The 19,318-nt window shown below is 68.1% G+C and carries 16 protein-coding genes; 7 read left to right on the forward strand and 9 right to left on the reverse strand.

The window, feature by feature from the left end; genetic code table 11:
* Positions 1–25 precede the first annotated feature (25 nt).
* Together ABD255_RS05305 and ABD255_RS05310 are read left to right on the forward strand one after the other, a co-directional pair.
* Positions 26–1,855, forward strand: a complete 1,830-nt coding sequence (locus ABD255_RS05305) for an ABC transporter ATP-binding protein (RefSeq protein ID WP_344210351.1) — start codon at positions 26–28, stop codon at positions 1,853–1,855.
* Positions 1,852–3,567, forward strand: coding sequence for an ABC transporter ATP-binding protein (locus ABD255_RS05310; RefSeq protein WP_344210353.1), 1,716 nt, complete (start codon positions 1,852–1,854; stop codon positions 3,565–3,567). Before ABD255_RS05305 ends, ABD255_RS05310 begins: the two co-directional genes overlap by 4 nt.
* 2 nt (positions 3,568–3,569) lie before the next feature.
* Here ABD255_RS05310 and ABD255_RS05315 read toward each other — a convergent pair whose 3' ends face one another.
* On the reverse strand, positions 3,570–4,550 hold the full coding sequence (locus ABD255_RS05315) for a GlxA family transcriptional regulator (protein ID WP_344210355.1): 981 nt from the start codon (positions 4,548–4,550) through the stop codon (positions 3,570–3,572).
* Between the two features lie 212 nt (positions 4,551–4,762).
* On the opposite strand from ABD255_RS05315, the gene ABD255_RS05320 reads away from it, so the two are divergent.
* On the forward strand, positions 4,763–5,167 hold the full coding sequence (locus ABD255_RS05320; protein WP_344210357.1) for a DUF2550 family protein: 405 nt from the start codon (positions 4,763–4,765) through the stop codon (positions 5,165–5,167).
* A 15-nt stretch (positions 5,168–5,182) separates the two neighbouring features.
* Here ABD255_RS05320 and ABD255_RS05325 read toward each other — a convergent pair whose 3' ends face one another.
* Positions 5,183–6,292, reverse strand: a complete 1,110-nt coding sequence (locus tag ABD255_RS05325) for a S1C family serine protease (protein ID WP_344210360.1) — start codon at positions 6,290–6,292, stop codon at positions 5,183–5,185.
* A 180-nt stretch (positions 6,293–6,472) separates the two neighbouring features.
* On the opposite strand from ABD255_RS05325, the gene ABD255_RS05330 reads away from it, so the two are divergent.
* Together ABD255_RS05330 and ABD255_RS05335 are read left to right on the forward strand one after the other, a co-directional pair.
* Positions 6,473–7,522, forward strand: coding sequence for a lysylphosphatidylglycerol synthase domain-containing protein (locus ABD255_RS05330; RefSeq protein WP_344210362.1), 1,050 nt, complete (start codon positions 6,473–6,475; stop codon positions 7,520–7,522).
* Positions 7,519–8,601, forward strand: coding sequence for a hypothetical protein (locus tag ABD255_RS05335; RefSeq protein WP_344210364.1), 1,083 nt, complete (start codon positions 7,519–7,521; stop codon positions 8,599–8,601). The genes ABD255_RS05330 and ABD255_RS05335 overlap by 4 nt, the downstream gene beginning before the upstream one ends.
* 83 nt (positions 8,602–8,684) lie before the next feature.
* Here the strand turns inward: ABD255_RS05335 and ABD255_RS05340 are convergent, their stop codons facing one another.
* The 5 genes from ABD255_RS05340 to ABD255_RS05360 all read right to left on the reverse strand — a co-directional run bounded on the left by ABD255_RS05340 (position 8,685) and on the right by ABD255_RS05360 (position 14,171).
* Complete coding sequence (locus ABD255_RS05340) at positions 8,685–9,257, reverse strand: HdeD family acid-resistance protein (protein ID WP_344210366.1); 573 nt, start codon at positions 9,255–9,257, stop codon at positions 8,685–8,687.
* A gap of 146 nt (positions 9,258–9,403) precedes the next feature.
* Positions 9,404–10,660, reverse strand: a complete 1,257-nt coding sequence (locus ABD255_RS05345; protein ID WP_344210368.1) for an arginine deiminase — start codon at positions 10,658–10,660, stop codon at positions 9,404–9,406.
* 46 nt (positions 10,661–10,706) lie between these two features.
* Complete coding sequence (locus ABD255_RS05350; protein ID WP_344210370.1) at positions 10,707–12,152, reverse strand: basic amino acid/polyamine antiporter; 1,446 nt, start codon at positions 12,150–12,152, stop codon at positions 10,707–10,709.
* A gap of 8 nt (positions 12,153–12,160) precedes the next feature.
* Positions 12,161–13,654 carry a Na+/H+ antiporter NhaC gene (nhaC, locus tag ABD255_RS05355; RefSeq protein ID WP_344210372.1) on the reverse strand — a complete coding sequence of 498 codons (1,494 nt, stop codon included), beginning with the start codon at positions 13,652–13,654 and terminating at the stop codon, positions 12,161–12,163.
* Positions 13,655–13,670: 16 nt separating this feature from the next.
* Positions 13,671–14,171 carry a DUF1269 domain-containing protein gene (locus ABD255_RS05360; RefSeq protein WP_344210374.1) on the reverse strand — a complete coding sequence of 167 codons (501 nt, stop codon included), beginning with the start codon at positions 14,169–14,171 and terminating at the stop codon, positions 13,671–13,673.
* A 401-nt stretch (positions 14,172–14,572) separates the two neighbouring features.
* Here ABD255_RS05360 and ABD255_RS05365 point away from each other — a divergent pair, with 401 nt between their 5' ends.
* Positions 14,573–14,788 (forward strand): hypothetical protein, encoded by a 216-nt coding sequence (locus ABD255_RS05365; protein ID WP_344210376.1) that lies wholly within the window; start codon positions 14,573–14,575, stop codon positions 14,786–14,788.
* Between the two features lie 11 nt (positions 14,789–14,799).
* Here ABD255_RS05365 and ABD255_RS05370 read toward each other — a convergent pair whose 3' ends face one another.
* Both ABD255_RS05370 and qcrC read right to left on the reverse strand, forming a co-directional pair.
* Positions 14,800–17,361 carry a helix-turn-helix transcriptional regulator gene (locus ABD255_RS05370; protein ID WP_344210378.1) on the reverse strand — a complete coding sequence of 854 codons (2,562 nt, stop codon included), beginning with the start codon at positions 17,359–17,361 and terminating at the stop codon, positions 14,800–14,802.
* Between the two features lie 230 nt (positions 17,362–17,591).
* The gene (gene qcrC, locus ABD255_RS05375) at positions 17,592–18,440 is read right to left on the reverse strand and encodes a cytochrome bc1 complex diheme cytochrome c subunit (RefSeq protein ID WP_344210542.1); all 849 of its coding nucleotides are present in this window, start codon (positions 18,438–18,440) and stop codon (positions 17,592–17,594) included.
* Between the two features lie 340 nt (positions 18,441–18,780).
* On the opposite strand from qcrC, the gene ABD255_RS05380 reads away from it, so the two are divergent.
* Positions 18,781–19,275 carry a DUF1269 domain-containing protein gene (locus tag ABD255_RS05380; protein WP_344210380.1) on the forward strand — a complete coding sequence of 165 codons (495 nt, stop codon included), beginning with the start codon at positions 18,781–18,783 and terminating at the stop codon, positions 19,273–19,275.
* Positions 19,276–19,318 lie beyond the last annotated feature (43 nt).

Raw genomic sequence — 19,318 nt, forward strand, 5'->3', positions numbered from 1 at the left:
GCCGCGTCGACGTCGAGGGAGACCAATGACAACCACTGATCTTGCCGAGGCGAGAGTGCAGTCCACCTCACCGCCGGATGACACCGGGGTGCGGCAGAGCCTCGTCCAACTGTTGCGCCCGTACCTCGGGAGCTTCGCCGCCGTGGTGATCCTGCAAGTGATCGGCGCGGTCGTGGGCCTGGCGCCACTGCTGGCAGTCGTCGAACTGGGCCGTGCCCTGCTGTCGCCCGATCCGCCTGACCACGGGTATGTCTGGACCGTCGTGATCGCGGGCGCGATCGGCCTGCTCGTCCGACTGTTGTTCACGGCAACGGCATCCGGCATCGGCCATGTCCTGGACGACCAGGTGCAACTGTCGTTCCGCCGCCAACTGGCCGCGCGGCTGGGCCGCGTACCGATCGGCTGGTTCTCCCGGCGCCGGACCGGCGAGCTGGCGAAGGTGGTCGGGGAAGACGTGAGTGCCGTGCACCCGTTCATCGCCCACACCCCCAGCGAGCTGGTCTCCGCCTTCGTGGTGCCGATCGTGTCGCTGATCTACCTGTTCACCGTCGACTCGCGGCTCACGCTGATCACCCTGATACCGGTGCTGCTGGCGGTGGCGCTGGTCCCGCTGATGATGACCCCGACCCGGTTGCGCGAGCAGAAGGAGTTCGACGCGGGGATGGGACGGATCTCGAACTCGGTCGTCGAGTTCGTCCAGGGCATCGCGGTGGTCAAGGCATTCGGTGGAGGCGAGCGTGCGCACCGTAAATTCCGCACGACCGTCGACGAATTCGTGACGAGCTTCTACCGGATGGTCCGCGGTCTGTCCGGGATCGCCGCGGGGATGCAACTGGCGCTGTCGCCGCCGTTCGTCCTGCTGGTCGTACTGATCGGCGGTACGGCCCGGATCACGAGCGGTGGCATGGCCCCGGCCGACCTGCTGCCCTTTCTGCTGCTGGGGTTGGGATTGACCGCTCCGGTGGCGGCCCTCGGCCATGGCTTCGACGACCTGCAGGCCGCTCGGCGCGCGGTCGGCCGGATCCAGGACGTGCTCACGGTCCAGTCGTTGCCGGAGCCAACGAATCCGACCGCGCCACAGGGCCACCGCGTGGTACTCCGTGACGTTCGATTCGGCTACGTCACCGATCACGAGGTACTGCGCGGGATCGATCTGGTCCTCGAGCCGGGGACGGTCACCGCGATCGTCGGGCCGTCGGGGAGCGGAAAGTCCACGATGGTTCAGCTGTTGCCGCGGTTCTTCGACCCGACCCACGGTTCGGTCACCCTCGGCGGTGTCGATCTGCGCGAGCTCGGCAGCCGGGACCTCTACCGGACGGTCTCCTTCGTCTTCCAGGACACCTCCCTGCTGCGCGCGTCGGTCGCGGACAACATCGCGCTGGCGGTTCCGCAGGCCGACCTCGACGACGTCGTACGCGTCGCAAAACTGGCGAACATCCACGACCGGATCCTCGAGTTGCCGCGTGGGTACGACACGATCCTCAAGGAGGAGTCCGGGCTGTCCGGTGGCGAGGCACAGCGGATCTCGATCGCCCGCGCGCTGCTCGCCGACGCGCCTGTTCTCGTGCTCGACGAGGCGACCGCCTTCGCCGACCCGCGGACCGAACACGCGGTACGCCGTGCCCTGGCGACCTTGGCGGGCGACAAGACCATTCTGGTCATCGCCCATCGGCTGGAGACGGTCGCCCACGCCGACACCGCCGTGATGCTGGACAACGGCGAGATCGTCGAGCGGGGCGAACCCGCCGAACTGCTGGCCGGGAACGGAAAGTTCGCCGCGTTCTGGCAGTCCCACCGATCGGCGGCCGCCGACCAAGCCCACGCCGACGTACCGCAAGGAGACGAGCCCCGATGATTCGAATGCTGCTGCGCGCGCTCGGACCCGAGTACGCCCCGCCGGTACGTCGCACGGTGGCTCTGATGACGACGACCGCTGTGGTCGAAGGTCTGTCGTACGCGCTGTTGGTTCCCGTGCTGCGAGCACTCTTCGGAAGCACGCCCGACGATGTCTGGCCCTGGCTGATCGCGTTCGGCGCCGCGGTCGCGGTGTACGCAGTACTGCGCTATGTCAGCGATCTGTCTGGTTTCCGCGTCGGGACCACGTTGTTGCGCGGTATGTATGTGCGGCTCGGCGATCATCTGGCCCGCCTGCCCATCGGTTGGTACGGCGCCGGCCGGGTCGGCGAGGTGTCGGTCCTGGCCAGCCGTGGAGTTCTGCAGGCAATGGGCGTGATCGCGCATCTGCTCGCACCGTTCATCTCCGCGGCCGTGACTCCCCTGACGATCGTCGTCGTGATGCTTGCTTTCCATTGGCAGCTTGGGCTGGCGGCGCTGGTCGGCGTACCGATTGTGGCGGCGATCCAGCGCTGGACCGGACGCTCGATGGCCGCCGGTGATGCGCAACGCGCCGAACGCGACCACGAGGCGACCGGGCGAGTGATCGAGTTCCTCCAAGCCCAGCCCGTACTGCGCGCCGGCGGCCGGACCGCTGAACGCTTCCGCCTGCTCGACGACTCGCTGCATGAACTCCAGCGCGCGTCCCGCCGCTCCACGCTGTCGACCCTGCCCGGCGTACTGGGCTTGACGCTCACCGTGCAGGCGATGTTCACCGTATTGCTTGTCCTGGGCACCTATCTGGCGCTCGGCGGGCAGATCGGTGCGGCCGAGATTCTGGCGATCCTGGTGCTGGCCGCCCGCTGCGCGGATCCGCTGTTGTCGCTCGCGGAGGTCGGCGGCCAACTACGCGTCGCCCGTTCCGTACTCGCAAGGCTGGACACCGTACTGCGTACTGAGCCGCTGCCGGAGCCCCGCGAACCGATCCAGCCGGAACGCCACGACCTGGAGTTCGAGTCCGTCGCCTTTCGGCACGGCGATCGCACGGTCATCGAGAACCTGTCGTTGTCCGTACCCGAGGGACAGCGCCTCGCCGTGGTCGGACCGTCGGGCGCGGGCAAGTCCACCTTGCTGCAGTTGCTCGCGCGGTTCTACGACGTGGACGCGGGCGCGGTGCGGGTGGGTGGCGTGGACGTTCGCGCGATCACTACCGAGGTGTTGATGGCGCAGATCGCCATCGTCTTCCAGGACGTCTATCTCTTCGACGCGACAATCGAGGAGAACGTCCGCCTCGGCCGGCCCGACGCCGCCGACGCCGACGTACGGGCGGCGGTAACGGCGGCACGCTTGGACGAAGTGATCGAGCGCCTTCCCGGCGGCGCGGCAACGACCGTGGGCGAAGGCGGCGCACTGCTCTCAGGAGGCGAGCGCCAACGCGTCTCGATCGCACGAGCCCTGCTGAAGAACGCGCCCATCGTGCTGCTGGACGAGGTGAGTTCCGCCCTGGACCCATTGAACGAAGCCGCCGTCCACGACGGCATCGAACGCCTGATGAAAGGCCGCACAGTCGTGATGGTCGCCCACCGCCTCCGCACCGTCCAACGCGCCGACCACGTCATCTTCCTCGACAACGGTCGAATTATTGCCCAGGGCAACCACAACGACCTCCTACACCGGGACCCCCGCTACTCGGACTTCTGGAAGGCCTCCATGACACCGGCCGCCAACCTCTAGCATCATGCGCGCTGCTGGAAGGCTCGGCGGTAGTTGTGCGGGGAGGTTTTCATCTGTCGGGTGAAGTGCTGGCGCATGTTGATCGACGTGCCGAAGCCGCATTGGCGGGCGATCTCCTCGACCGGGGTCGACGACGTCTCGAGGTACTCCTGGGCGCGCTGGATCCGTTGCCTGAGCAACCACTGGAGCGGGGTCGTCCCGGTCTGCTCGCGGAACTTGCGGTTCAGAGTGCGCGGGCTGACGGCCGCGTGCCCCGCCATGTCGGCCAGGGTGATCGGTTCGGCGAGTTGGTCACGGATCCAGCGCATGGTGGGCTCGAGCGAGCCGAAGCCCGGCCTGGGTTCCGGGTGGACGATGAACTGCGCCTGCCCGCCGTCCCGCTGCGGCGCCATCACGATGTGGCGGGCCACCTCGGCCGCGACCGCGGCACCGAAGTCTTTGCGCACCATGTGCAGGCAGAGGTCGAGCCCGGTCGCGACGCCGGCCGAGGTGAGTACGTCACCACCGTCGACAAACAACACATTGGGATCCACCTGCACCTCGGGAAACCGCTCGGCCAAACTGTCGGCAGAGGTCCAGTGGGTCGTCGCCATCCGCCCATCCAGCAGCCCCGCCGCGGCCAGCACCAACGCCCCACTGCAGATCGACGCGATCCGTACCCCGCGCGCATGAGCATCACGCAGCAACTCGATCACCTCGCCCGACGGAGAAGCAGCCTGACCTCCACCCGGCACAACGATCGTGTCGGCCTCGCGCGCCTCAGCCAACTCGTACGGCGCGGTCAGTTGAAACAACTCGAGATCCCCCGGCCCCCTGACCCCAAGCCCGCGCCGCTCCCCGCAAACCATCACCTCGTACAGCCGCTCCCCGTACGCCTCCCCCGGCTCCTTCTCCAGCGCCCGCGCGGTCCCGAAGACCTGTCCAGGAATCGCCAGATCGAGGACAGCGGCTCGATCAAGGGCAAGAACAGCAACACGATGCATGACCATAATCTATCGAACAACGTCATTCTTGCCACTGTCTCAGCGAGACCTCACGCTGAACGATGAACATGTGTTACTTCGAATCCTCGTGTACGTCATCGCCCTGTCCCTCTTCGTCCTCCTGGGTTGGCTCGCCCACCGAGTTCTCCAGCCAAATTCGGTCACCCGTAGCGGGTGATGGCGCAAGAAGGTGGGCGGTTGAGCATGGCGGTATGACTATCGCCGTACTCGCGTTGCTCGGGGTCGATCTGATCACCATCGTTGCTCTGGTGGTGGCCCTGCTCGCGCGGCGGCGATGGGTGAGCACGCGGCCTGGGGCTTTCAAGGGGGCTATCCGCGTTGTCGAGGGCGCAGTGCCGGGGCTCAAGGAGAAGTGGAAGGGCGGGTACGGGCGGTGGATCGGGAACGTTCTGGTGTGGACGAAATCGCCGGTGCTGCTGCAGAACGCGATGTTCGAGGCGGACGCTCTCGTTGACGAGAGTCGGGTGGCGGGGCCTGGCGAGGTGAAACGGCTTGGCAGCGAGCCGGTCATTCTGCCGTTGACCGTTGGTGATTCACGAGTTGAGGTCGTCACCCGGACGGCCGACCGAGTACAGCTTCTCCAGCAAGCCGGATGAGGCTGAATCCCGCGGTCAGAGTTGGTTGCCGAGCGTGATGGTTGTCTTTCGGGCCTCGCCGTTGCGGTCGTAGCCGACCTCGACGGTGGCGCCTGCTTGCTTGGACAGTGAGACCGCCTGGATCTGGTCGCCGTTGTTGACCGCTTGACCGTCGACCGAGGTGATGATGTCGCTCTGCCGGAGTCCCGCCTGAGCCGCGGGGCCGTTCGGCCGGACCGCGGAGACGTACAACGCGTCGGGGGTGATGACGCTGTCCCCGCGCGAGATCGGCACGACGGCCAGTCCGAAGTCGCCGTGCTGGACCCGTCCGTCGGCCATCAGCCGGTCCGCGATCTGCCGGGCCGTGGCGGCGGGGATGGCGAAGCCGAGACCGATGCTGCCGGCAACGGGCTGCCCGCGGGAGTCGTCGGCGGTCGCGCCGGCGGTCGGTACGCCGATCAGCTTGCCCTCGCAGTCGGCCAGAGTTCCGCCGCTGTTGCCGGGGTTGATCGAGGCATCGGTCTGGATCGCCGACGTCAGCAACGCGGTGGTGTTGTTGTCCGCGGGGACCCGGGTGGATCGCCCGAGCGCGCTCACCACGCCGGACGTCACCGTGTCGGTCAGACCCAGCGGTGCGCCGATCGCGAACGCCTGGTCGCCGACCTCCGGCGGCTTGCCGAACTGGATCGGGGTCACCTTCGACTTCGGCGTCACCGAGATCACCGCGAGATCGGTCTGGATGTCGCGGCCGACCAGGGTCGCGGTCAGTTCCTCGCCGTTCGGGCGCAGTACGGAGATGCTGCCGCCGCCGACCGCCGACGAGATCACGTGGTTGTTGGTCAGGATGTGCCCCGCTGTGTCGAGGAACTGCCCCGAACCGTTGCTGCGGGCACCCTGAGCGGACGAGACGTAGATGGTCACCACCGAGGGCATCGCCTTCCGGGCCACGCCGCGGGCGTCGCACGAGCCGCTGTCAGCGCTCCGCGCCCAGCCGATCACCGCCACCAGCGCGACAACCGAAACAGCCGCAAGCGCAGCCTGCGGAAGCCGATCAGACCAAGTCCTGGCCGGCCGCCCGGCTTCGGGAGGCGGAGGCGTGGGCCGTCCTTCGGGCGGTACGCCGTCCGTGGTGGGCGGTTCGTCCATGTCTCGCCTCATCGAGTCCGTGGGAGTTGGTGTTTTCTCACCGTGCCCCAGGACCACCGACCAGGGGCTCACCCGGATCGGGCCAGATCCCCGGCCGGCCGCCCGATCTCACCCGGATCAGGGGAAGCGAGCGACGTACTGGTCCGCCCAGGCTGAGCTGTGGCAGCGGAAGGGGAAAGTGTGAGCGATCCGCGTGCGCCCAGCACTGCCCCGCGGCCGTGGCTGCGACCTCTACTGGCAGTCGGCCGGGTGGTCGGCATAGTCGTGGTCGCCTGGCTGATACTCCGCCTGATCCGCGGGATCGACTGGCGCGAGGTCACACATGCGGTCACCCACTTGGCGGCATGGCAGGCAGTTCTGCTGCTGCTCCTCGCCTGCCTCCGGCTCGCCATCCTCGGTGGCCCGTTGACACTCCTGATCGACGGCCTAGGCTACAGGCGCGCGCTGCAGAACGAGGTGACGGCCGCGGCGGTGGCCACGATCGCCCCCGACCCCAGCGACGTCATGCTGCGCCTCGCCATGTTCCGCTCCTGGGCGATCGAGACCACCGCCGCAGCGTCCGGCATAGCCCTGCGCACAACCATCTTCTACGTACTGCGGCTCGCCGCGCCCGTTCTCGGCTTCATCATCTTCTGGGCCACCCGCAGTTACCAGGCGACGTTCGCGTGGTTCGCGGTGCTGAGTGGGACGGCCGCGGTGCTCCTGCTGGGCGGGCTCCTCTTCGCCCTGCGAGCGGCAAGTACAGCCGCCATGGTCGGACGGCTCCTGGGCAGAATTCTCCGCCGCCTGCGACCGGCGGCAGGAGGCCCCGAGGAGTGGAGTGAACGCCTGGTCGGGTTTCAATCGCACACCGCCAGCACCATGCGCGAGCGTGGCGCGCTGGCAGGCTTGCTCCTGCTGGGATTCCTGATGGTCGAGACGACGGTGGTCGTCCTCGGGGTCGCGTTCGTCGGCGGCCCGCCCGAGCCGTCCGCAGTACTGGTGATCGCCTGCTGCTTCCTCGTCGTCTACCCGATGACAGGTCTGCCGATGATGGGGCTGGGCGTCCTGGACGCGACCCTGGTCGCCTTCGTGACCGACCACAGCACGGTTGTGGCGACTGACGTGGTCGCGGGCCTGGTCCTCTGGCGCCTGGCGGTGCAGTTCGTTCCCGTGATCATCGGTCTGGCAACGCTAGCCTGGTGGCGGCGATCCGCCGCGGTCGGTACAGAGTCCCGGAGGTTGGCGTGAGCGCCGAGATCGTGTTCTGGTTCATCGTGGTGGCGCGTTTCGGCCTGCCGCTGCTCATCCCCCTGTTCCCCCTGCCCGCGATCATCGGCTGCCTCCTGCTCGACGGGGTCGATCAGACGATCTTCCAGGCCTTCGGCTACGACCCGCCGTTCTACCAGAGCTACGACAAGGCGATGGACGTGTTCTACCTGTCCATCGCGTTCCTGGCGAGCCTGCGCAACTGGACCAGCCAGGGGGCCGTCCAGGTCAGCCGTTTCCTGTTCTTCTTCCGGATGGTCGGAGTACTGGCCTTCGAGTTCAGCGGCGTGCGCTGGGTGCTTTTGCTGTTCCCGAACACCTTCGAGTACTTCTTCATCGCCTACGAGGCGATCCGCACCCGGTGGAACCCCGCCCGCTTCGGCCTGAAGTTCTGGATCGTGACCGCCGGCCTGATCTGGGTCGTCGTCAAGCTCCCGCAGGAGTACTGGATCCACGTCGCCCAACTCGACCTGACCGACGCGATCCGGGACGTCTCCTGGTTCGGCCCCGCGCTCGTCGTCGCCCTGCTGGCCGTCGGAGCCCTCGCGTACTTCGTCGTCCGGCCCCGGCTGATGCCGGCCGACTGGAGCGCCTGGCGGTACCGCGCCGAGCCGCTGCCGGCCGAGATCGACGAAGCGCACGAGCGGGCCGCGCACCAGGCCCGGCACCGCAAGGTCTTCGACTCGACCGCGATCGAGAAGGTCTTCCTGATCGGCCTGATCAGCGTCATCTTCGGCCGCGTCCTGCCTGGTGTGGAGACGAGTGACCTGCGGTTGTTCGCCGGCATCGGCGGCTTCGTGGTGGTCAACTCCGCGATCGGCCTGTGGTCGGCGAAACGCGGCTATTCCTGGGACTCCGCGGCGTTCTCGTTCGCGGTGGTCTTCCTGACCAATGTCGTCCTGGTCGTGGTCGCCAACCTGCTGCTGCTCCAGGGTGGCGGCGACCTCCGGCTGGTGGACACGCTGTTCTTCGTCTTCCTGTTCAGCATCCTGACGATGCTCTACGACCGGTACCGCCCGGTGAACGAGTACCGCGTCACGCGGCGAGTGCCCTCGCCTTGAGGCTCTCGAACTCCGGCATCAGGTAGGCGAGGAACGAGACGCCGACGACGATGGACCACAAGCTGTCCCAGAAAGACAGGACACTAGTGGGCGGTCTGTTGATCGACCGCGTCTCGATCGGCACCACCGCGCAGCAGCAGCCCCGCCGCGACGAACACGACGCCCCAGCAGATCGCGATGCTGCCGAGCAGCACGGCGATCCCGACGGCGCCGCGCCCCGGGTTGGCGACGAAGAAGATGCCCAGCAGAATCGACAGCGCCGCGCTCAGGAGGAGCAGCCATCGCGGCGTGGCCAGCCGGCTGCTGAACGCGGTGACCGCCTCGAGAAGGCCACGGACGATGAGCCAGATCCCGAGGATCCAGGTGAGCGTCGTCGCGGTGACCGCCGGGCTGAAGATCGCGAAGAAGGCCGCGACCAGGCCCAGCAGGCCGACGAGGACGAGCGCGATCCGGCCCTGCCCCGGCTCCGGGCGGAACGCCTGCACCAGCAGGCCGACGCCCTCGGCCAACGCCCAGAACCCCCACAAGATCATCAACGCGAGCGCGGTCGAGATCGGCCAGGCGAGGGCGAGCACGCCGAAGACGATACCGATCGCCCCGCGGACCACCAGCGCCTTCCAGCCGATGGCGAACAGGTCCCGATCCATGGTCGCCATCACCGGAGGATCTTGGTCTTCTGTACTTCCGAGACGCGGCGGTGCACCCGGGTCGCGGTACTGGTGACCACGGCGGTACGTGCGGCAGTTCTGAGCAGTCTCATCTGAGCACTCCAGTGGTTGATCGGGGGCAGGACAGCCGGCGGTCAGAAGTCGACCGCGTCGCGGATGATCGGGCAGGTCATGCAGTGACCACCGCCCCGGCCGCGGCCGAGTTCGGCGCCGACGATGGTGATCACCTCGACCCCGGCACCGCGCAGCAGCGTGTTGGTGTAGGTGTTGCGGTCGTAGGTGAAGACGACACCCGGCTCGAGCGCGACCGCGTTGTTGCCGCTGTCCCACTGCTGCCGCTCGGACGCGTACGCGTCGCCACCCGTCCCGAGTACGCGCAGTTCCTTCAGGCCCAGCGATTCCGCCACCACGTCCACGAACTTCCTCGACCCCTCGTCGATGACCTCAACCCCGGGCGCGGTGTCGCTCGGCCGCAACGAGAAGGTGTGGACCGCGTCCATGATCGCCGGGTAGAGCGTGACGAGGTCCCGGTCGGCGAAGGTGAACACGGTGTCCAGGTGCATCGCCGCCCGCAGTTTCGGCATACCGGCCACGACGACCTGCTCGGCCGCGCCCTTCTCGAACAGCGATGCGGCGACCTGGCTGATCGCCTGCCGGGAGGTGCGTTCGCTCATCCCCATCAGCACCACGCCGTTGCCGACCGGCATGATGTCGCCGCCCTCGAAGGTGGCCTGGCCCCAGGTGAGTTCTGGATCGCCCCACCAGACGGTCGAGCCGACGAAGTCGGGGTGGAACTGGTAGATCGCCTTCATCAGCAGGGTTTCGTCGTGCCGCGCGGGCCAGTACAAGGGGTTCAGCGTCACTCCGCCGTACAGCCAGCAGGTGGTGTCGCGGGTGTAGAGGGTGTTGGGCAATGGCGGCATCAGGTACTCGCGGGCGCCGGTCGCCTCGCGGGCGAGACCGACGTAACCGCTGCGGAAGTCGTCGGGCAGGTCCGAGGTGGCCAGCCCACCGATCAGGTACTGCGCCAACTGCCGCGGCTCCAGTGACTCGAGGAAGCTCCGGGTGTCGTCAACCAGTCCGAGTCCCACGTCGTTCGCGATCACCTTGCGGTCGAGCAGCCACGATCGAGCCTCCGGCAGCGCGACCGTCTGCGCCAGCAGGTCGTGCAACTCGACCACGTCGACGCCCCGGTTGGTCAGCTTGTTGACGAAGTCGGCGTGGTCGCGCTGCGCGTTCTCCACCCACATCACGTCGTCGAACAGCAGGTCGTCGGCGTTGGTCGGCGTGAGCCGGCGGTGGGCGAGGCCGGGCGAGCAGACGAGCACCTTGCGCAACCTGCCGACCTCGGAGTGGACGCCGTACGTCGTCGTACTGTCTGGACTGGTCATGCCGATAGCTCCTAGCTGGGCTCGAGAAGGATGGAGATCACGCGGCTCAGATCGAGATCCAGCCGGCCGCGAGAGCGACGACTCCGACGACGGCGCCGACGATCGAGAGGACGAGGATGACCAGTTCACTGGGCGAGAACAGCCGACGGCCCTGCTCGCGGCGGGCCATCACGAACAGGACGCTGGCCGGGGCGTAGATGATGAAGGACAGCAGGATGAACTTGTAGCCGGCGGCGTACAGCAGGAACGCCGTGTAGGCGGTGGCCAGCGCGCCGACCACCAGTTCCCGCCTTCGCCCGCGCGGCGCCTCGCCGTAGGTCTCGCCCGTCGAGGCGAGTTTCAGCGCGTAGCCGGCGGCGAGCAGGAACGGGATCAGGCTGAGCGCACTGGTGAGGTCCAGCGCGAAGTTGAACGCGTCCTCGGAGAACATCGTCACGACCAGCACGACCTGGATCAGGATCGTGGTCATCAGCAGGGCCGCGGTCGGCACGTCGGCGGAGTTGGCCTGCCGCAGGAAGCGCGGCATGTCGTCGTCCAGCGCGGCCACGTACAGCACCTCGGCGGACATCAGCGTCCAGGCGAGGTACGCGCCGAGCACGGACACGATCAGGCCGACGCTGACGAACACCTTGCCCCAGGTGCCGACCGCCTCCTCCAGCACGCCGGCCATCGAAGGCTGCCGCAACTCGGCGATCTCGGCGGCCGGCAGGATGCCGTACGACACGACCGTGACGGAGGCGAACACGGCCAGGACACTGAGCAGGCCGAGTACGGTGGCGCGCCCGACGTCCTCCCGCCGCTTCGCGTGCCGCGAGTACACACTGGCGCCCTCGACGCCCAGGAAGACGAAGACGGTGACCAGCATGGTGCCCGTGATCTGGTTCCACAGCGTTCCGGTGTCGCCGTTGCCGCTGAAGTTGTCGGCGAAGACCTTCGGGTCCAGATAGATCGCCGCCACCAGGATGAAGACCAGGATCGGGACCAGCTTGGCCACGGTCACGATGCGGTTGATGATGGCGGCTTCCCTGACCCCGCGCCGGATCAGCAGGTAGAACACCCAGATGCCGATCGTGGAGAGCACGGCCGCCAGGATGGTGTCGCCGTCCCCGAGGCCCGGGACGATGGCGCCGACCGTCGACATGATCAGCACCCAGTACGTCACGTTGCCGACGCAGGCGCTGGCCCAGTAGCCGAACGCCGAGAAGAACCCGAGGTACTCGCCGAAGCCGGCCTTGGCGTACGCGTAGACGCCGGCGTCGAGGTGGGGTTTGCGGACGGCGAGCGTCTGGAAGACGAACGCGAGCATGAGCATCCCGGAACCGGCGATCGCCCAGGCGATCAGCGCGCCCGCCACCCCGGTCTCCTGGGCGAAGCGACGCGGTAGTGAGAAGACACCGGCCCCGACCATCGAGCCCACGACCATCGCGGTCATGGTCAGGAAGGTCAGTTTCTGCGCCGATGACGTCTGCGAGACGGTGTCTGTGCCGGCCATCTCTTCTCCTAGTCGGACTGGGGGACTGGTGCGGCGACCGGATCGGTCTTCTCGATCTTGAAGCCGGTGATGCCGTACAGGACGCTGAGCGCCGGGCTGGCGATGTTGAAGACGCAGTACGGCAGGTAGAGCAGCGTCGGTACTCCGAGGACGGCGCTCATGAAGGCGCCGCACGAGTTCCACGGCACGAGCGGCGAGGTGACCGTGCCGCTGTCGGCCGCGAGCCGCGAGAGGTTGGTGGGCGCGAGGCCACGCCGGGCGAACTCCACCCGGAACACCCGCGAGGGAAGGACAAGCGCGATGTACTGGTCGCCCGCGACGACGTTCAGGCCGAAGGCGCAGGCGAACACGGTCAGGTACAGCCGCCCGGTGCTGCTGGCGGCGTGGATCATCGGATCGACCAGTCGGGCGATCAGCCCGAGTTCCTCGAGCAGGGCGCCGAACGTCACCGCCGCCATGATCAGCCAGAGCGTCAGCAGCATGCTGTCCATCCCGCCGCGGGACAGCAGGCTGTCGATCTCGCCGATTCCGGAGTTGATGTCGAAGCCGTTCGCCATCGCCAGCCAGATGCCCTTGATCGAGCCGACCACCGGGTTGTAGCCGGTCCCGCCGATGAAGTCGCGCATCACGTCGGGCTGCAGCACCGCGCCGAGGATGCCGGCGAAGACCGCCGACGTCATCAGGGCGAGCGAGGCCGGGACCTTGCGGATCGACAGGAACGCCAGCAGCACCAGCGGCAACAGGTTGAGCGGAGTGATGTGGTAGATCTCGCCGAGCTTGGCCAGTTCGGTGGTGGTGGCGACGGTGTCGTTCACCTCGGGACCGTTGAACAGCCCGAGGACTGCGAACACGACGACCGCGAGCAGGAACGCGGGCACCGAGGTCCAGACCTGCCGTCTGATGTGCTGGTACGGGTCGACCTTGACCATCTGCGCGGTCAGGATCGTGGTCTCGGACAGCGGTGAGAGCTTGTCGCCCAGATAGGCGCCGGAGATGACCGCCCCGGCGGTGATCGCGGGAGAGACGCCGAGCATCGTCGCGATTCCCACCAGGCCGACGCCGATCGTTCCCGCGGTGGTCCACGAACTGCCGATGCTCAGCGCGATGATGCCGCAGATCAGCGCGGACGCGGCGTAGTACCAGCCCGGCGAGAGGACCTGGATCCCGTAGTACACGAGGGTGGGGATGGTGCCGGACAGGTTCCAGATCCCGATCAGTGCTCCGACCGCCAGCAGGATGAAGATCGCACTGGTGATCGACGACATCGCGCCCTGGGCCGCCTGCTGCACCGCCGCCCAGCGGTAACCGTTCTTCAACGCGATCAAGGCAGCGAACAGGGCGCAGAGCACCAGCGCGGCCTGGATCGGTCCGTCGAGCGCGTCCAGACCGAACAGGGCCAGCGATCCGCCGATCAGGACCGCGAGTACCAGCAGGGGCGCGATCGCGTCCGTGAGCGACGGCGCCCGGACGGGGCTGTCCGTCTCACCGCCGCTCGCCGCCATCAGACCCCCTTGCCCGTCAGCCGACCGGCTGCTCGTCGGCGAAGACGTCCCGGATCGCCTGCTCCTGCTCGTTGCTCAGGTTGGTGAAGATCAGCTCGGGCTTCTCACCGGCGAAGGCGTCGCGGACCTTGTCGACCACCACGTCGGAGGTCAGCACGAACAACGCCGAGGTTCCCGGTGTCACCTCGTCGCGCACCTGGTTGATGAAGCGGTCGTCGATGCCGATGTCCTGGAGCGATCCCGACAGGGCCCCGGCCGCGGCGCCGAGGGCGGCACCCAGCAACGGCACCAGGAAGATCATCCCGAGCAACATCCCCCAGAACGCACCACCGAGCGCGCCCGCACCGGCCAGATTCGTCAACTGGCGGATGGCGGGCTTCTTCTTGCCCTCCGGCCAGGACACCGTGGCGGCGTCGTGGATGGTGAGCAGTTGTTGGCTGGCGAGTTCCCGCAAGGTCTGGACTGCCTTCGCGGCGCCCTCAGGGGAGTCGAATCTCCACACGGTCAAGGTGCCCATGAACCTGTCCCTCCGGCGATGTACGGCTGGCACGGACGGGCAGCTCGCCCGTCCGTGCCAGCCTTCCCATCGGCGCTCGGACCCGCTTCCCCCGATCCGGGTGAGATGGACCGGCCAGGCTCGGTCCGCCGGGCCGTTGCGGTCGGCAACCCGTCGCAGCTCGCCCGATCCGGGCGAAGCGACGGCGGACCCGCCACGTCATCGTGAGAGGACGAACAATCCCTTGCACGCTGATCCCCCAGCAGGTGACCCGTGGCAGTCCACTCGACCGAGAAGTTGGCCGGCTCCAGCAGTCGATGGCGAGCGCTGACCAGTACTGCGCTGCCGGCGGCGCAGGTCGGCGATCCGGTCCGGCTACGTCACCGACCGCGCCGGCCGGATCTCCGGCAAGGAGGGGTGACGTGAGTCGGTACTTGATCCGCGTCGAAGGCGAGCTTTCCCCTGGCCTGGTGTCCGCTTTTCCTCAGCTGACCGCCGATCTGGAGATCCTGCAGACCGTGCTGATGGGACCGGTCGAGGACGCGTCCGAGCTGACCGGGATCATCAACCATCTGACCGCGCTCGGCGTGACGATCGTCGATCTGGTCCGGATCCCGGACGAGAAACCGCCCGGTTGACGGCGCCCGATTCAGATCAGGCGCAAGGTGCGCGAGATGGTCAGGGCGTCGCTGCGCCGGCTCGCGCCGATCTTGGCGTAGAGCGACGAGACGTGCGTCTTCACCGTGTTCTTGCTGATGTACAGGGCGTCCGCGACGTCCGCGTACGAGCTGCCGCGGGCGAGATGCACCAGTACGTCGTGCTCCCGCTGGGTGAGCGTGGGAATGTGGGCCGGGCCATCCAGCAGCTGAGCCGCGTCCTGCGCGGGAGCGGCCCGCTCGAGGAGTGCCCCGGCGCCCAGGTGTTCGTCGAGGTGGTCACACAGCTCGCGCAGCCAGGGTGAAGGCCGCAGATCGGCCACCCGGTGCAGCAGATCCTGCATCGGGGTGCCACTCGCGCTCCAGTGCAGGAACGGCGTCGTCAACCGCTGGGCGGCGGTGTCGCGGATCGCTTCGAGCAGCATGTCCTCGGCACTGCTGTGGAAGCCGAGGCTGTCCTGCAGTTGGGCCGCGTAGACCAGCGCGACCAGATGGGTGGTGGGCAGGAGCCGCCGGGCCTTGTCCTCCACCACCGGCGCCAGGCTCGCGGCGGCAGCCTGCGGGTCGCCGGCCAGGTCGGCGCACAGTGCGCGCGCGACCGCGGCCTCCGCGTCGGCTCCGATCGCCGCGAAGTCGTTCGCCAGCTTGTCCATCAGGACCTGGTCCTCGTGCACCAGGGCCCGGAAGCACCGCTCGCCGATCAGGAAGGCGGACATCAGCGGCGGCGTCGGCGGCAGCTCGGTCGGAAGATCGACCAGCGCCGGGCCGTCACCGCCCGAGTCGCCGGGCAGTTGCCGACGGGCCGCGAGGATGAGTTGCCAGACCGCCGTGGTCGGATCGGCTTGCAGCGGTGAGTCGGCGAGGTCGGAAGGACCTGGGGTCTCGGTGAGCTCGCACGACGCCGCCAGTTCCTGGGCGATGATGGCTCGGGTGTATGTCTGGTCCTCGGTGTGGGCGCCCGCCGGAACCATGCTCAGAGCACGATCGGCGAGCATGCCGCAGAGCCGGGCGTGACCCTGCATGTACGCCGTCAGCGCCAGATGGGACATGGCGGTCGCCGCCAGGCCGGAAAGCCCGAGCGACCTGGCGGTGCTGGCAGCCCGTCGCAGGTGCTTCTCGGCGTTCTGCAGCCGGCCGAGCCAGTTCTCCGCGGCCCCCAGTTCGGTGAGCAACCAGATGAGCGGTGCCTTGGGGGCACTTCGCGCGGCGATCGACTCGACCAGACCCCGGACCCGGTCGACCGTGGGCGGCAGTGCCCACCCGTCGGTCCTGGCCTGGATCAGATCCACCAGCGCCGCATCGATCGACTTGGCCGTGCGTTCGGCGTACCGGGGGTTGCGTCGGAGCCGGTCCAGCCACCGCCGGGCGCCGTCGTAGTCGGAGCGCAGGGATCGCTCGAGCGCGAGCACCGTCCAGGCGTGGGGTGCCTGCTCGATGGCCTCCGGGGCCGCGTGGGCGACGGCGACCATCTGCCGGGCGTGCCCGAGCATCAGCAGTTCGGCGCCGTGGTCGGCGATCAGCTGTACCGCGTCGTCCCACGCCTGCGCGGCGACCAGGCGACGGAATCCCTGGTCGATGTCACCGTGGGTGGCGTCCCAGCGGGCCGCCCGGCGGACCACGGCCCGGGCCCGCATCACGTCCACTCCGCCTGACCGCGTCTGGCGCTGCAGCACTTCCAGCAGCAGTGGATGAATCCTGTACAACTCGGCCTCGGGGGCCGCCTCCCGGCCTTCGCGGATGACCAGAAGACCCGACATGGCGAGGTCCGCCAGCAACTGCCCGGCACGTGAATCCCCGGACACCCGTACCGCGATTTCCGGCGTCACCGTCTCCTCGAACGCGATGCACAGCAACAAGTGCCGGGTCCGGCTCGACAGAGTGGAGAAGACCTGGCTCGCCAGCATGTCCGCGAGCACCCACCCCCGCTGGGTCAGATAGTCCATGGCCGTGAGCGGATCGGGCGACAGCGCCACGGTGCGGGTGGCGAGCACGATCAGCGCCGCCCACCCCTGGGCCCGGTCCAGGATCGCGTCGACCACCTCTGGCGGTAGATGGCTCGCATGGGCCAGCACCAGTTCCGAGGCTTCCCGGCGAGACATCTGCAACGCGGTACCTCGGATCACCGACAGGTTCCCGCTCAGGGCATGCGCCAGCCGGGTGATCGGCGGGTCCCACCGGCAGATCAGGACCAGCCGGACGGCCTGCGGGTACCTGCTGACCAGCTCGTTCAGGAGCGCGAAGCACTGCGCGCTGAGGAGATGAGCGTCGTCGATCACGACGACCTGTTCCGCCTCGCACCCGGTGAGGTCATGGGCGACCTGCCGGATCAGCACGTTCTGCTGGACCCGCCCGGCCACCGACGACGGCATGCCCGCCGCGGCGCGGAGATGGTTCGCGAGGACCTGTGGGGGCACGCCGCCGACGGCGTTCAGCCAGATCACCGGTAGGTCGGGCCGGGAGGCGCACCAGCGCGCCACGGTGAGGGTCTTACCGGTGCCCGCCGGGGCGCTCACGACGGTCAACGCACCCCGCGTCGAGTCGTCCAGCATCCTCATGAGGGCCGTTCGCTCCACCCAGACCCGGATCGCTTCCGGCCGGATCGGGGCACCTACAGTGCCCGCGCCCCCGGGCTGGAGTGGGTTGGTTCGCCGGCTGATCGGCTCCTGCACATAGCCCACAGAACCTCCCCCTTTCCATTGCAGACTGCGCCGTGTCGGTAAGGATGGCAAGGGCCTGTCGGTGCTGACGGGCGGAGTCGACGCGCGCCGGGGCGCCGGGGGGTCGATCAGTCGGCGTCCGTCCGCCTCACCTTGACGCCCTTGGCGCCGATCCAGACCGCTACGCCGACCAGCAGGCCGATACCGACCAGCCAGCCCCACAGACCCTCGGAGACCGGGCCCAGTCGGCCCAGGCCGAAGCCACCGGGGTCTTTCTGTTCTTGGAGCGCCACCACGTAGGCGATGAGGTCTCGCTTGTCGTCCGGTTGGAGGACCTGATCGGAGAAGACCGGCATCTGCTGCGGGCCGGTCAGCATGGCTTGGTAGATGTGCCGGGGGGTGGAGTCCATCAGGGACGGGGCGTAGCGGCCGTTGGGGAGCGCTCCGCCCTTACCCGCGAAGTTGTGGCAGGCCGTGCAGTTGGTCCGGAACAGCTCGCCACCCCGAGCGATCTGATCGTCGGTCACATTGGTGATGTCGTACGACTCCTCGGCCGGTACCGCCGGGCCGGGCGCCAGCGAGGCGACGTACGCGGCCAGGGCCTCGATCTCCGCCTGGGTGTAGACCGGGGGTTTTTCCGGAATCTGCGCGCCGGGTTGGACGGCGGGCATCCGGCCGGTGCCGACCTGGAAGTCGATTGCGGCCGCGCCGACACCGATCAGCGACGGCCCCGCCACCTCACCCTCGCCGTTGCCACCGCCCTCGGCGTTCAGTCCGTGGCAACTGGAACAGCCGACCGCGAAGAGTTTCCTGCCCTCTTCGATCTGCTGGGACTGGGACGAGTCGGCCACCGCGTTGTCGGGAACGAACGCGGCGTACGCGGAACCGACCGTCAGGAGGCCGACCAGAAGTACGACGAGGCCGGCTGACCGGTGCCGTCGTCGCGCGGAAAGAAAGCGTCCCGGTGACAACCGAATCTCTTCTCGCTCGTCGAGCAGTCGTCGTGGCTGAAGTGCCCGGGCGGCCACGGCGCTCACTGTAACGCCGTCCGGCGCCGTCTCGATACGGTTCGGCCACAAGCTGTCAAGGGCCGACCACGGTGGCCGGGAAATTCACCCTTCCGGGGTGATGACAGCGCGCAGCGGCAGATCGTGGCTGCCCGGATAGGGCGATCAAGCAAACGATGGCGTGAAGCGACGATGCCGTTGGCAACCTTCGAGGGAGCTCGGAGCAACGATCACCCGGCCGGGGTGAAGCGATCCGGTCTTCGACGCGGCACGCTGGCAGTCCGCGGGCGAGCAGCGAGGGAGCAGCACGATGGCGACACTGACGGTCTGGAAGTTCGACAGCTGGGACGCGGCGAACCAAGCGATCGGGACCTTGGAGGCACTGGCCAAGCAGGGGCTGATCAAGGTGCACGATGCCGCGTCCGTCTCGTGGCAGCCCGAGGCGCGCCGGCCCAAGACCCGGCAGATCCGCAACCTGACCGGTGCCGGCGCGATCGGCGGCATGTTCTGGGGGATGCTCTTCGGCCTGATCTTCCTGATGCCGCTGGCCGGCGCCGCCATCGGAGCGGCCTCGGGCGCGCTGGCGGGATCGCTGGCCGACGTGGGGATCGACGACGACTTCATCAAGGCGACCCGTGACCAGATCACGCCCGGCACGTCAGCGCTGTTCCTGATGACCAGCGACGCGGTCCAGGACAAGGTCAAGGCGACGTTCGACGCGACCGGCCTGCAGAAGCCCCAGCTCATCCAGTCGAACCTCTCGACCGAACAGGAACAGGCCCTCCGGGAGATGTTCGCCGGCTAGCCGGCTTCGACCGACTCAATCATTGGATTGAATCTGAGGCTGG

Source organism: Kribbella sancticallisti (assembly GCF_039530625.1).
In the GTDB taxonomy this organism is placed as follows: Bacteria; Actinomycetota; Actinomycetes; order Propionibacteriales; family Kribbellaceae; genus Kribbella; species Kribbella sancticallisti.